The organism is Brevibacillus sp. BD137 (assembly GCF_041644655.1).
GTDB classification, from domain to species: Bacteria; Bacillota; Bacilli; order Brevibacillales; family Brevibacillaceae; genus Brevibacillus; species Brevibacillus brevis_D.
In genome coordinates this window covers 22,991-36,123 of record NZ_JAOTNO010000009.1, presented here as the reverse complement: position 1 = coordinate 36,123, position 13,133 = coordinate 22,991, and the positions used below count along the sequence as shown (strand labels likewise).

The following is a 13,133-nucleotide window of genomic DNA, read 5'->3' as shown; positions in this document are numbered from 1 at the left end:
TCTTCGGTGTTTTCCGCGTTAATGGGGAGGCTTTTACATATGACCATCCAGATTGAAGCTTTGGGGAAACAAATCCACTCCCCTGCGCGTACATGGTTGTTCCGTGACGTAAACGCAAGCATTATGGAGCCTACGATTATTGGAATTCTGGGAAAATCAGGCCAAGGAAAAAGCACCTTGCTTCGTATTTTAGGTCGTCTTCTGCAACCTGACGCCGGTACGGTTTTCTTGGAAAAGAAAGAATTGTCACTGTGGAACCCGAGCGCGTGGCGAATGAAAATCAGTTATGTGGCACAGCAGGCTGTTATGCTGCCAGGCAGCGTGGAAGATAACCTGCGGACAGTAAGTACCCTGCATCAGCGTCCTTTTGATAAGAAGCTCGCCTCCGACTTGATGGAGCAGTTATATATGGAAGAAATCGATTGGTCAAAACCAGCCACTCAACTGTCCGGCGGTGAAAAGCAACGGCTCGCTCTCGTTCGCAGCCTGATGCTTCAGCCATCTGTCCTGCTGCTAGATGAGGTCACCGCTTCCCTCGATACGAAAAGCAAGCAGGCAGCTGAGCGGCTCCTCGTCGATTTGCACCACCAAACAGGCACGACATTAATTTGGGTCACGCATGATTTAGAAGAAGCTCGAGTCGCTTGCAAGCGCATTTGGTTTATGGCCAACCACCAGCTCGCAGAGGACACAGAATGTGAAGCGTTTTTCCACTCGCCCCAATCCGTGGAAGCTCGTGAATTTTTGCAAGATGGAAATGTCCATGCTGCCCTGAGTGAGGTACAGCGATGACACATACGTTTACGGGTTCATACATGTGGCTACTCTTTGCCTATGCCTTTGTTTTCATTGCCCTCCTGCTCTCTGTTTGGCAGAAGCTCGGTTTGGAAAAAGACATTTTGATTGGCACCATCCGCTCTACTGTTCAATTGCTTGCGATCGGTTACGTCCTACATTTTGTCTTTGCTGCCGACAGTGTCTGGTTTATATTATTGATCATTCTCATGATGATCTTGGTCGCTTCGTGGAACGCTGCCAGCAGAGCGAAGCAATTAACGGGGATCTTTTGGCGGATCTCCCTTTCACTTGCGATAACACAAATCGTCACGATGGGACTGTTGGTTATACTCGGGCTTGTCTCTCCCACGCCGCAGTACCTCATTCCGATGAGCGGCATGATTATAGGCAGCTCTATGATCGTCACGAGCCTTTTTCTCACGCATATGAACAGAGAAGTTGAAGCCTCTCGTGGGGAAATTGAAACACTGCTGTGTCTGGGAGCCACTACTCGCCAAGCCGTGCATGTGGTGTTGAAGCGCGCCGTCAAAGCGAGCATGATCCCTACCTTTGACACGATGAAAACAATTGGACTCGTCCAATTGCCAGGGATGATGACCGGCATGATTGTCGCAGGTGCTAGTCCCATCGAGGCCGTGCGCTACCAAATCCTCATTATGCTCAGCTTCAGCTCCTCTGCTGCCATTTCGGCAGTTCTGATCAGCATGCTCAGCTATCAGCTCTGGTTTACGCGGGATTCCATGCTCCACTCTTAAATGCACACACTGTCGGACATTTGCTTCCGGCAGTTTTTTTGTTTTTGTAATGAAATGCACCCTGAGTCGTCAAATTACAAGTAGAACGAACAAAAGGTGGTTCAGCTATGGACAAAAACGGTTTAATGGAGCAATGGTTCCTGCGCTATGGCGATGATATTTACAAATTTCTTATTTACTACACAGGAACCCGCGATGTAGAAGACCTCGTTCAGGATGTCTTTTTAAAAGCGCTTCGGTCTCTGGACGCATTCGAAGGCAGATCGCAACCGAAAACTTGGCTATTGACGATCGCGAGGAATACCGCCATCGATCATAAACGAAAGCAACGTCTACGTAACTGGCTGCCAGATAAATGGCTGGCGAATGTAGAGACGGAAGAAAAAACACCGGAAGAAATTCTGCACGTACATGAGGAGCAGCAGGAACTTTACCATGCAATCCGTGACGTAAAACCCGCTTTTCGGGAGGTACTCATTTTGCGTGGAGTCAAAGGACTGTCCTCCAAGGAGACCGCTGAAATACTGGGGTGGTCCGAAAACAAAGTCAACGTGACATTGCACCGTGCCATGAAAGCCGTCAGAGAAATACTTGAGCGTGAGAAAAAGGAGATGATTGGCGATGCAATCTAATTCAGATCATGACTTACTAGCTAAATTGAAGGGGATGCCGGATATGAAAATGAACGGAGAACAAAAGCACGAAATCGTTTCTGCTATTCGCCAAACAAATGTGAGCAAATCTGGGGGGACTGCTTCTTTTCGTGGTTTCTCTGCGCTTGGCAAGGGATTGGCCCTCTGCTCGGTACTTGCTGTGACCGTCTGGCTGGGGGCCTCACTCCTTACGAATCAACCGCAGAGTGCAATGCCAGACACCGTTGCGCCTATTGCTCCTGGCTCTCCTACCGCTTCTCCGGGACCAGCTCAAAACAACAGCGTAACAACACAGCCTATTCCGCAGTCAGAGGAGCTCTTGTCACAAATTCGCTCAAATGCTCAAGAAGGCAGAGTCATCTCCCTTCCATTCGTTCTGGAAAAAACGATAGATGATATAGAAAAGGGCTGGGGAAAGCCTGAGAAAACCTACACAGCAAATGGACTGATCTACTCCGCCTACCCGAAAAAAGAAGTCGTGTTTGGCTACAACAAAGGCATGCAGCTCGTAGACATGCACAGGACAGATTCTCGCTTGCAGCAAATCAGCCTGTCTGCCGTCGAAAAGAGCTGGGGAAAACCGAGCCGTATCAGCGAGTTTGGCGATCAGACGATTTATACCTACGATGTGACGAGCAACTATCAGGTCAAGCTGATCTTCCAAGGAACAAAAAGCACGAGCAAGGAAGACCTGATTCTTGTTGAATACCAGCTGTATTACCCGCAAGGAAATAAAAATCTCATGCTTTATGGGAACAATGCCGATTTGTTACAAAGCGTGCGTGATCTCGCCGGGAAAGGCCAAGTCTTTGGCAGTCAGTATCGTTTAGAAAAGGATGTATTCGATGACGCGGAAAAAGAGCTGGGCAAACCGGATGTCGTCTCTTTCGTCAATGGCATCACGTACAATACGTACCGGGATCTCAATCTTGTCTTTGCCTTTAACAAAGGAATGCAGATCGTCGATATTCGTTCCTATGACCCACGCTTGCAAGCAATCACACTTGCCGAGGTGCGTAAAACACTTGGGGAGCCAACAAGCAAAGCCACAACGGGCGGCCAAACCATCTACACCTACAAGGTGACTCCTGATTACGAATTGAAATTCATTTTCTCAGGCATCATGACCGATGATCCAAACACAATCTACATCGATCACGTAAACATTTACTACCCACGTGGAACTTTCAACAACATGGCGGGGTAACCACACAAAAAAGACGGGAGCATCAGTCCCGTCTTTTCTCATTATTTACCGATGATGTAGCCTTCCAGCTCATCCAGTACTTTATTCGCTGCGATTACGCCACCGGAAGTATTCCAGATAGTGTCATCCACTTTGAACGCTTTGCCTGCTTTCACGACGTTCAGGTTTTTCCAGAGTGAATCGTTTGTCCACTCCTGCTCCAGCTTGGAAGCATCGCCTTTTCCTGTTTCGTACGTGAAGTAGAACATGATGTCGCCGTCCATTTCTGGAATGCGCTCTTTGGTTACTTCTGCTGCGAAATCATCTTTGTCTTGGGCAGCTGGACGAGCCAGGCCAAGGTCTTTGAAAATCGCGCCAGTGAAGGTTTTTTTGTAGTAGATGCGAACTTTACCAGGCATGAAGCGTACAACGGATACTTTTGTATTCAGCTTGTCGCCCGCTTTTGCTTTAAACTCTTCTACGCGCTTGTTCCAATCAGCGAGGATTTTTTCTCCCTCAGCCTTTTTGTTTACTGCTTCTGCGAACAAGGAGAAGTTTTCTTTCCAGTCACCGCGTGGCTCCTCCACAAATACGGTTGGAGCAATTGCAGTCAATTGTTGATAAATTTTTTCATGACGGAATTTCATACCCAGAATCAGATCAGGTTTCAGTGCCGCGATTGCTTCCAGATTAGGTTGTCCTTCTGTACCAACTGATTTTGTACCCTCAAGGAAGGACTTAGTGAAATCGTAGAATTGCGTTGGATCATTAGCTGCACCTACAGCACCTACTGGTTTCACACCGAGAGCCATCAGAGTTTCAGTACCTTGGTTGGTCAACATGACGATACGTTCTGGTGTACCTTTGATGGTCGTTTCGCCCATTGCGTGTTTTACTGTATAGCTTTGGCCGGAACCCTCCGAATTGCCTTTGGCTTGATCAGCAGGCTTTTGTTCAGTTGCTTGCGGAGTACCGCAACCGGTAACAACCAACAAGGTCGCCATTAAGACAGCAAAGAAAGCTTTACCGCCTGCGGTCCGATATGTACGAGAAAACATGATGAAAGGACCCCTTTCCCTTTTCTATAATGAGAATTCATATCAATGACAGAGTCTATCCTACTCCCCTGCCTGTCAAAAGTCAATCACAAATTGATAATGACTATCAACGTCATTGACACTTCCTTTATGTAGCTCTACACTTAACTATGAAACCATCTAAGAAATAAGGATGTAGCCATCATGAATACTTTTTTAGCTAGCAACTTTCGTAAAATTCTGGGACTGGTATTCGCCCTTCTCCTCATGACTTACCTTAGTTATGCCAGCCTCATCTTTGGCGTCGTTGACACAAGTTGGCAAACTGCGATTGATGCCTACACGAATTTCAACGGCTCTAATGAACACATCGTCATTAAAGAAGTGCGAGTACCGCGTGTGCTCAATGCACTAACGGTCGGTTTCTGCCTCGGTTTGGCCGGAACTCTGCTCCAATCCTTGACGAGAAACCCTGTTGCAGACGTTGAACTGTTCGGTCTTAATGCAGGTGCTTCTCTTTTTGTTGTGTTCGCTGTTACATTTGTCGGGATCAGCTCCTTGACCCAGTTTACGTGGATTTCCTTTTTAGGAGCCGCTGTAGCAGGTTTGATCGTCTACTTGCTCGGTTCATTCGGCAGAGATGGACTTTCGCCTGTGAAGCTGGTTCTGGCGGGTGCAGCTATCACCGCTTTGGCTTCCTCGATCCGACACGGCATGATGGTCCTGAATGAAAAGGCCACAGACGAGGTGCTTTTCTGGCTGGCAGGGTCAGTCGGAGGCAGAAAGCTAGAGTATTTAGCCACTGTCTTTCCTTATATGATCATCGCCTGGATCGCTGCATTTGTCCTCGCACGCCCGATTCAAACGTTGTTGATGGGTGATGACGTAGCAAAAGGTCTCGGACAGCGCACATTATTGGTCAAATTCAGTGTCGGAATCGTCATTGTTCTCTTATCCGGTTGCGCAGTTGCTGTTGCTGGACCTATTGGTTTTGTCGGTTTGGTCACACCGCATCTGGCCCGCTATCTCGTCGGAATAGACACTCGCTGGGTACTTTTGTACAGTGGTCTGCTTGGTTCCATCCTGCTGCTGTTAGCAGACATCGGCGCTCGTTATATTGCAATGCCTGCTGAAGTTCCTATTGGAGTAATGACAGCCCTGATCGGGATTCCGTTCTTCATCTATGTCGCACGCAAGGGGCTGGATAAATAATGAAAGACTACCTGTCTCTTCGCATCGGCAAGCGCTTTTCATCGTTTCAGCTACATAAAAAGACCCTCTGGTTTTCGCTACTCGCCTTGCTGATCGTCATCACCGTAGCGGTTGTCAGTCTCGGAATGGGTGAAATGAAAATCGCTCCGCTCGATGTGGTAAAAGTTTTGTTGGGAATCGGTTCAGAAGAAAATGCTTTGATTGTAGAGCAGTTTCGCCTGCCGCGCATCGTCGTTGCCATTCTGGTAGGTGCCGCACTCGCAGTCGCTGGTGCCATCATGCAGGGTCTCGTCCGCAACCCATTGGCTTCCCCGGATATTCTTGGGGTATCGGGTGGAGCATCTGTTTTTGCAGTCGGCTTCTTGATGCTATTTGAAACAGTGAGCATCAAGTGGCTTCCTCCCATCGCTTTTTTGGGAGCAACATTGACGACATTCCTGCTATACGCCCTCTCTTGGAAAAAAGGCGTCACGCCGCTTCGTCTCGTCATGATCGGTGTTGGAATCAAAATCGCAGCGGGTGCCATTGTCACCATGCTGATCATGTTCAGTCCGTTTTTGCTGCAAAATAAGGCATTGCTCTGGCTGACAGGAAGCATCTACGGCGTTGACTGGAATGACGTATTCATGATTTTGCCGTGGGTAGTCGGACTGATTCTCGTAGCGTGCTTGCTTGCAAGACGCGTGAACATTCAACAGCTCGGCGATGATCTGGCGACGAGTCTCGGCAGTTCCTTACAATTGGATCGCTTCCTCCTCCTCATGATTTGCGCGGCTTTGACGGGAACAGCCGTCTCTGTTGGAGGCGATATCAGCTTTGTGGCTTTGCTGGCCCCACACATTGCCAAGCAACTGATTGGTCCGTCCTTTGGCGGTGCCATGACACTCTCGGCTTTCTTGGGTGCCACTATCGTATTGCTTGCGGATTTGATTGCCCGCATGGCTTTTTCACCAATCGAAGTGCCTGTAGGAGTGTTCACCTCTGCCATCGGCGCTCCGTTTTTCATCTACTTACTGTTTAAAAACCGAAATCGTTAAGAAAGAACTTTGTCCCGCTGTGGTGGTGGGGAGGAAACAGGAGAAAACGCTCAGATTCTTGTCCCACCCGCTGAGGGATTCACTGCCCGACTCCATGCAAAAAGCGAAACCGCGTCCAAAGTGGTTCTTTCAGGAAGTCTTTCAGAGGTGGACGCTTAAGAGCGTGTTTCGCTTTTTGCATTCCGTCTCGGTCGGTGTACCAAAGATCTTCGCTTATTTCTCCTGTTTCCTCTACGAGCTGTCGTGCTATACGAATTTTAAAAAGCCTTTTAAAAATTGAAGAATGTAATCAGTAACGCCAGAGAAGAATATTTCCAGACGTAGCGACTTGTGGAGTCCTACCGAGCGGAGAAGGGATTCACGGGCAAAAGAAACGCAACCGTGCCCATACGACGAAGCGGCTACCACTTTTGCGTTTCCCCGCGAATCCCTTCGGAGCGGACAGTCCAACCCTCAGCGGGACGGAGCACTAAGCCTAGACTGGAAATATTCTTCTCCCCACCACAGCCACATGCGACCCTGAATATATTTTTTAACTTCCTATACGTTGAAAGGAGTCCAACCCATATGCAAGCTTTGGAAACCCAACGACTTACGTTATCGTACGGAGAACGCAACATCATTGAAGCTTTAGATTTAAACATCCCACGTGGAAAAATCACCGTTTTCATCGGCAGTAATGGCAGTGGTAAATCGACATTACTGCGCTCTCTGGCACGTTTACTCAAACCAAAGGAAGGCGCCATCCTGCTTGAAGGAGAATCGATCGCGAAACGCTCTACCAAAGAGGTAGCCAAACGTCTTGCCATCCTTCCTCAAGGCCCATCTGCACCAGAAGGATTGACGATCCTGCAATTGGTCAAACAAGGACGTTATCCCTATCAAAACTGGCTACAGCAATGGTCGGAAGAAGACGAGCAGATGGTCAACAAAGCATTAGCAGCTACTCAACTCACAGATATGGCTAACCGCGCCGTCGACAGTCTCTCTGGCGGCCAACGTCAACGCGCCTGGATTGCGATGACGCTCGCTCAAGGAACCGAAACCATTTTGCTGGATGAGCCTACGACTTATTTGGATATGTCGCATCAGATTGAGATTTTGGATCTGTTGTTCGAACTGAATCAAACGGAACAGCGCACCATCGTCATGGTTCTCCACGATCTAAATCTCGCTTGCCGCTATGCCCATCATATCGTTGCCGTTCACAATCAGACCGTCGTGGCGGAAGGGGCTCCGAACGAAGTCCTGACGACCGACCTTGTCCGTACGGTTTTCGATATGGATTGCCAAATTACACAAGACCCGCTGTACGGAACTCCTATGTGCATCCCGTACAGTAAAAGCCGTCTGGGGACTGTGCAGACCGAACGAAAAGCATTCGCCATGTCATAAGCCTCAAACAACAAAAAGACTGTCCATCGCGTGGTATGGGCAGTCTTTTTTTCGTAGGCAAAAGCTTGAACGCGCAACGAATCGAGGCTTCTGGTGGCATATGTCTTTCATCCAAAAAACAGCGGCAGTCCCGGACTTTTTTGCGTCCTGGACTGCCGCATGCAAGCTTATTTCTTCAAGTTGTAGAATGCAGAACGACCACCAAAGCGAGCTGTATCAGCCAGTTCGTCTTCAATACGCAGCAATTGGTTGTACTTCGCTACGCGGTCTGTACGTGAAGGCGCACCAGTCTTGATTTGACCTGCATTTGTAGCCACTGCGATATCAGAGATTGTGGAGTCTTCGGTTTCACCAGAACGGTGGGAAATCACCGCAGTATAACCAGCCAGCTTCGCCATTTCGATAGCTTCGAAGGTTTCTGTCAGCGTACCGATTTGGTTTACTTTTACCAGAATGGAGTTACCTGTAGAGGTCTCGATTCCGCGAGCCAGACGCTCGGTGTTGGTTACGAACAAGTCGTCACCTACCAGCTGAACTTTACTGCCCAACTTGTCAGTCAGCGCTTTCCATCCATCCCAGTCATCTTCAGACAGACCGTCTTCGATGGAGATGATTGGGTATTTGTTTACCAGATCTTCGTAGAACGCGATCATTTCTTCTGTTGTTTTCACAACGCCTTCGCCTTCGAAGTGGTATTTGCCGTCTTTGAACATTTCCGTAGCTGCTACGTCCAACGCAAGGAACACGTCTTTTCCTGGCTCATAGCCTGCTGCCTTGATCGCATCCAAAATGGTTGTGATCGCTTCTTCGTTGGATTTCAGGTTTGGAGCAAAACCACCCTCATCCCCTACTGCTGTGCTCAGGCCTTTTTCACCCAATACTTTTTTCAGGGAGTGGAAAATTTCCGCACCTGTACGCAGCGCTTCCTTGAAGGAAGTAGCACCTACTGGCATAACCATGAATTCCTGAATGTCTACGGTGTTGTCTGCGTGCTTACCACCGTTCAGGATGTTCATCATAGGAACTGGCAGCATTCTCGCGTTGAAGCCGCCGAGGTAGTTGTAGAGAGGAACGCCGAGAGATTCTGCAGCCGCACGTGCTACTGCCATGGACACACCGAGAATCGCGTTTGCGCCCAGCTTGCCTTTGTTTGGCGTGCCGTCGAGCTGAATCATCGCCATATCGATGCCAACTTGATCCAGGGCATCCATGCCGATCAGTTCAGGAGCAATGATTTCATTCACGTTTTCTACGGCTTTCAGAACACCTTTTCCCAAGTAACGGGATTTGTCACCGTCGCGAAGCTCAACCGCTTCATACGCACCTGTAGACGCTCCAGATGGAACATCTGCGCGACCCATCGAGCCATCTTCGAGATATACTTCTACTTCCACAGTTGGATTACCGCGGGAGTCCATAATTTCGCGTGCATAAATGTCAGTAATCATTGCCATTTCTCGTCCATCTCCTTTTTTCAAGTGCATCTACAATCTATTTCGATTTAAACACCAAGCTACCCTTACAGTGTGTCCCAGTGAAGCCTATTTTGCAAGTAACGATTTACCTGTCATTTCAACCGGTTGCGCTACTCCCAAAAGCTCCAAAAGCGTTGGCGACAAGTCGGCCAAAATACCGTCTTCGCGCAGGGCAGCCCCGTCTTTTGTCACAATGACAGGCACCGGATACGTACTGTGTGAAGTAATTGGTCGTCCCGCTTCATCCAGCATCAGATCCGCGTTGCCATGGTCAGCTGTGATGACGGCTACGCCGCCTTTTGCTACGATGGCATCGACTACTCGGCCCAAGCATGCATCCACCGTCTCGACTGCTTTGATTGTTGGCTCCATCATACCGGAATGACCAACCATGTCACAGTTGGCAAAGTTCAGGATGATCGCGTCAAAATTGTCTGCCTCGATCTCAGCGACAACAGCGTCTGTTAGCTCTGGTGCACTCATCTCCGGCTGCAGGTCGTACGTCGCCACTTTTGGCGAAGGAATCAGGATGCGCTTCTCACCAGGAAACTCTTTCTCACGCCCGCCACTAAAGAAGAACGTTACATGCGGATATTTCTCCGTCTCGGCAATGCGCAGCTGCTTCAAGCCATGCTGGGAAAGCACCTCTCCCAATGTGTTATCCAGATTGGAAGGCTTGTAAGCAACATACCCGTTAACCGTCTCGGAAAAATGCGTCAGGCACACAAAATGCAGATCGCGCGGGCGCTCATCTCCGCGGTCAAATCCACGGAAATCTTCATTCGTAAATGCCTGCGACATTTGAATCGCACGATCCGGGCGGAAATTATAAAAAATAATCGAATCGCCGCTTTGAACGGTCGTCACTGGTTTTCCGTTTTCATCGAGAATCACGGTTGGCATGACGAACTCATCCATAATGGACTTTTCGTAGGATTCCTTAACCGCCTGAACCGGATCACGATAAGCCGGAGCATCTGCATACACCATGGCGCGATACGCCTTCTCTACGCGCTCCCAGCGTTTGTCACGATCCATTGCATAGTAGCGACCTTGTACGGTAGCAATATGGCCAACACCCAGTTCAGCGATTTTGGCTTGTAGCTGCTCGATATAACGCACTGCACTGTCAGGCGATACATCGCGGCCATCGAGGAAACCGTGAATGAACACATCCGCAAAGTCCTGCTTTTTCGCCAACTCGAGCATCGCAAACAGGTGGTCAATATGACTGTGTACACCACCATCGGACAAAAGTCCGAACAGATGGAGCTGCTTGCCGTTTTGCTTCGCGTGCTGGAAAGCAGCAATCAGTGTTTCGTTCTCAAAAAAAGCGCCTTCTTTAATCGACTTGGTAATGCGCGTCAAATCCTGATAAACCACACGCCCTGCCCCGATATTGAGATGGCCTACTTCGGAGTTCCCCATCTGTCCTTCTGGCAGCCCAACAGCCAACCCACTTGCCTCTAGTGTCGCGTGAGGGTATTGGTTCCAGTAACGGTCAAAATTCGGCTTGTTGGCTTGCGCTACTGCGTTTCCATACGTTTCGTTCCGCAGAGCAAAACCATCCACAATCAAAAGGGCAACCGGTTTTGGTCTTTGTGCCATTGCTTTCTCCTCCTATCGCGACGTTGCTCCTGCCACAAGCTGCAAGTAGCTATTCGCTACGAGACTCGCTCCACCGACCAATGCTCCGTCAATGTCAGGCTGTGCCATGTAGCTTGCGATGTTTTCCGGCTTTACGCTTCCGCCGTATTGAATGCGCACTTTCTCCGCTGTCGCTTGTCCGAAGCGTTCACCGATTACGCTACGAATAATGGCAATCGTTTCATTAGCATCCTCTGCCGTGGAAGACTTGCCTGTGCCAATCGCCCAGATCGGCTCGTATGCAATAACGGTATCCGCCACTTGTGCAGCATCTACTCCAGCAAAAGCACCTTCAGTCTGCGTACGGACTACGTTAGCTGTCTCGCCCGCTTCCCGCTGCTCCAGACTCTCGCCTACGCACACAATCGGTACGAGACCTGCTGCTAATGCGGCTACAACCTTTTTGTTCACCGTCTCATCTGTTTCATTGAAATATTGACGACGCTCGGAGTGACCAAGAATCACGTACTCCACACCGATTTCTTTCAGCATGGACGCGCTGATTTCGCCTGTATATGCACCTTGCTCTTCAAAATGCATGTTTTGCGCACCGATGGCAATATCCGTGCCCGCCAGCTCTTCTTTAAGTGCAGTCAACGCTGTAAAAGGTGCGCAAATGACTTTTTGTACTCCGGAAGTATTATTGCTTGCCTTGGCTTCCTGCGCAAACGCTCTTGCCTCGTCCATCGTCTTGAACATCTTCCAGTTCCCCGCGATAATTGGTGTTCGCATGCAAACTCCCCCTCTTCGCTCTTATTGGTTATCTGCCAACACAGCTACGCCTGGCAGTTCCTTGCCTTCCATGAATTCCAAGGACGCTCCGCCGCCTGTAGAAATGTGTGTCATCTGCTCGGCTACGCCTGCTTTTTCCACAGCCGCTACGGAATCACCGCCACCGATGATCGTCGTTCCGCTGCATGCTGCCATCGCCTTGGCTACGCCAATCGTACCGCCTGCAAAAGCATCCATTTCAAATACGCCCATCGGACCGTTCCATACAACCGTTTTCGAATCTACAATGACGCTGTGGTACTGTTCCACTGTTTTTGGACCGATATCGAGTGCCATCCAGCCATCTGGAATCGCATCAATTGCTACAACCTGCTTTTCTGCATCTGCCGCAAAACGGTCAGCTACCACAACATCAACTGGCATCAGCAATTGAACGCCGCGCTCTTTTGCCTGCTCCATCAACGTACGTGCGAGGTCGAGCTTGTCGTCTTCACACAGAGAAGCACCAATGCCATAACCTTGTGCTTTGAGGAATGTATTCGCCATTCCGCCGCCGATAATCAGGTGATCGACTTTGGTCAACAAATTTTCAATGACAGCAATTTTATCTTTTACTTTTGCACCGCCGACAATCGCTGTAAACGGACGCTCCGGATTGGACAAGGCTCCGCCCATGAAGCGAATTTCCTTTTCCATTAGCAAGCCTGCAACTGCTGGTATGTACTCAGCGATTCCCGCTGTAGAAGCATGTGCCCGGTGAGCTGTCCCGAATGCATCATTGACAAACAGATCAGCCAAGGCCGCAAAGCTTTTCGCCAGTTCTGGATCGTTCTTTTCTTCTCCCGCATGGAAGCGCACGTTTTCCAACAGGATGACGTCGCCAGACTCCATTCGTTCTACTGCCGCTTCTACGTCAGCACCTTGGCAATCCTCCAGCTTACGCACGTCCTTGCCCAAGAGCGAGGACAAATGGGCTGCGACAGGAGTAAGACGCATCTCTTCCACCACTTGGCCTTTAGGACGACCAAAATGGCTCGCCAGGATTACTTTGGCTCCTGCCTCCATCATGAAACGGATGGTTGGTACAGCAGCACGAATGCGTGTATCGTCGGTGATTACCCCGTCCTGCATCGGCACGTTAAAGTCGACACGGCAGAATACGCGCTTGCCTGCCAGCTCAACATCGCGGATAGATTTCTTGTTCAT

General features: G+C 49.4%; 12 protein-coding genes. 7 read left to right on the top strand and 5 right to left on the bottom strand.

Annotated features, from left to right (window positions below; genetic code table 11):
- Positions 1–39 precede the first annotated feature (39 nt).
- The 4 genes from ODZ53_RS19185 to ODZ53_RS19170 all read left to right on the top strand — a co-directional run bounded on the left by ODZ53_RS19185 (position 40) and on the right by ODZ53_RS19170 (position 3,413).
- Complete coding sequence (locus ODZ53_RS19185) at positions 40–792, top strand: ABC transporter ATP-binding protein (protein WP_372679200.1); 753 nt, start codon at positions 40–42, stop codon at positions 790–792.
- Positions 789–1,553 carry an ABC transporter permease gene (locus ODZ53_RS19180; RefSeq protein WP_372679198.1) on the top strand — a complete coding sequence of 255 codons (765 nt, stop codon included), beginning with the start codon at positions 789–791 and terminating at the stop codon, positions 1,551–1,553. Before ODZ53_RS19185 ends, ODZ53_RS19180 begins: the two co-directional genes overlap by 4 nt.
- A 107-nt stretch (positions 1,554–1,660) precedes the next feature.
- Positions 1,661–2,185 (top strand): RNA polymerase sigma factor, encoded by a 525-nt coding sequence (locus ODZ53_RS19175; protein ID WP_372679196.1) that lies wholly within the window; start codon positions 1,661–1,663, stop codon positions 2,183–2,185.
- Positions 2,175–3,413 (top strand): YjgB family protein, encoded by a 1,239-nt coding sequence (locus ODZ53_RS19170; protein WP_372679194.1) that lies wholly within the window; start codon positions 2,175–2,177, stop codon positions 3,411–3,413. Before ODZ53_RS19175 ends, ODZ53_RS19170 begins: the two co-directional genes overlap by 11 nt.
- 41 nt (positions 3,414–3,454) lie before the next feature.
- On the opposite strand, the gene ODZ53_RS19165 is transcribed toward ODZ53_RS19170, so the two are convergent.
- Entirely contained in the window at positions 3,455–4,450 is a 996-nt protein-coding gene (locus ODZ53_RS19165) for an ABC transporter substrate-binding protein (protein ID WP_372679192.1), read from the bottom strand.
- A gap of 183 nt (positions 4,451–4,633) precedes the next feature.
- Between ODZ53_RS19165 and ODZ53_RS19160 the strand changes: the two genes are divergently transcribed.
- The 3 genes from ODZ53_RS19160 (at position 4,634) to ODZ53_RS19150 (ending at position 8,073) form a co-directional block, all read left to right on the top strand.
- The gene (locus ODZ53_RS19160; RefSeq protein ID WP_087347813.1) at positions 4,634–5,641 is read left to right on the top strand and encodes a FecCD family ABC transporter permease; all 1,008 of its coding nucleotides are present in this window, start codon (positions 4,634–4,636) and stop codon (positions 5,639–5,641) included.
- Positions 5,641–6,678, top strand: coding sequence for a FecCD family ABC transporter permease (locus ODZ53_RS19155; RefSeq protein WP_372679190.1), 1,038 nt, complete (start codon positions 5,641–5,643; stop codon positions 6,676–6,678). The genes ODZ53_RS19160 and ODZ53_RS19155 overlap by 1 nt, the downstream gene beginning before the upstream one ends.
- Positions 6,679–7,245: 567 nt before the next feature.
- The gene (locus ODZ53_RS19150; protein WP_007729437.1) at positions 7,246–8,073 is read left to right on the top strand and encodes an ABC transporter ATP-binding protein; all 828 of its coding nucleotides are present in this window, start codon (positions 7,246–7,248) and stop codon (positions 8,071–8,073) included.
- Positions 8,074–8,240: 167 nt separating this feature from the next.
- On the opposite strand, the gene eno is transcribed toward ODZ53_RS19150, so the two are convergent.
- From eno to ODZ53_RS19130, 4 genes are all read right to left on the bottom strand, one after another.
- A complete protein-coding gene (gene eno / locus ODZ53_RS19145) occupies positions 8,241–9,527 on the bottom strand; it encodes a phosphopyruvate hydratase (protein ID WP_015893463.1) in 1,287 nt (428 codons plus the stop codon).
- Positions 9,528–9,614: 87 nt separating this feature from the next.
- Positions 9,615–11,156, bottom strand: a complete 1,542-nt coding sequence (gpmI, locus tag ODZ53_RS19140; protein WP_372679187.1) for a 2,3-bisphosphoglycerate-independent phosphoglycerate mutase — start codon at positions 11,154–11,156, stop codon at positions 9,615–9,617.
- A 12-nt stretch (positions 11,157–11,168) separates the two neighbouring features.
- Positions 11,169–11,927 carry a triose-phosphate isomerase gene (tpiA, locus tag ODZ53_RS19135; RefSeq protein WP_372679185.1) on the bottom strand — a complete coding sequence of 253 codons (759 nt, stop codon included), beginning with the start codon at positions 11,925–11,927 and terminating at the stop codon, positions 11,169–11,171.
- Positions 11,928–11,948: 21 nt separating this feature from the next.
- Positions 11,949–13,133 (bottom strand): phosphoglycerate kinase, encoded by a 1,185-nt coding sequence (locus ODZ53_RS19130; protein WP_064203210.1) that lies wholly within the window; start codon positions 13,131–13,133, stop codon positions 11,949–11,951.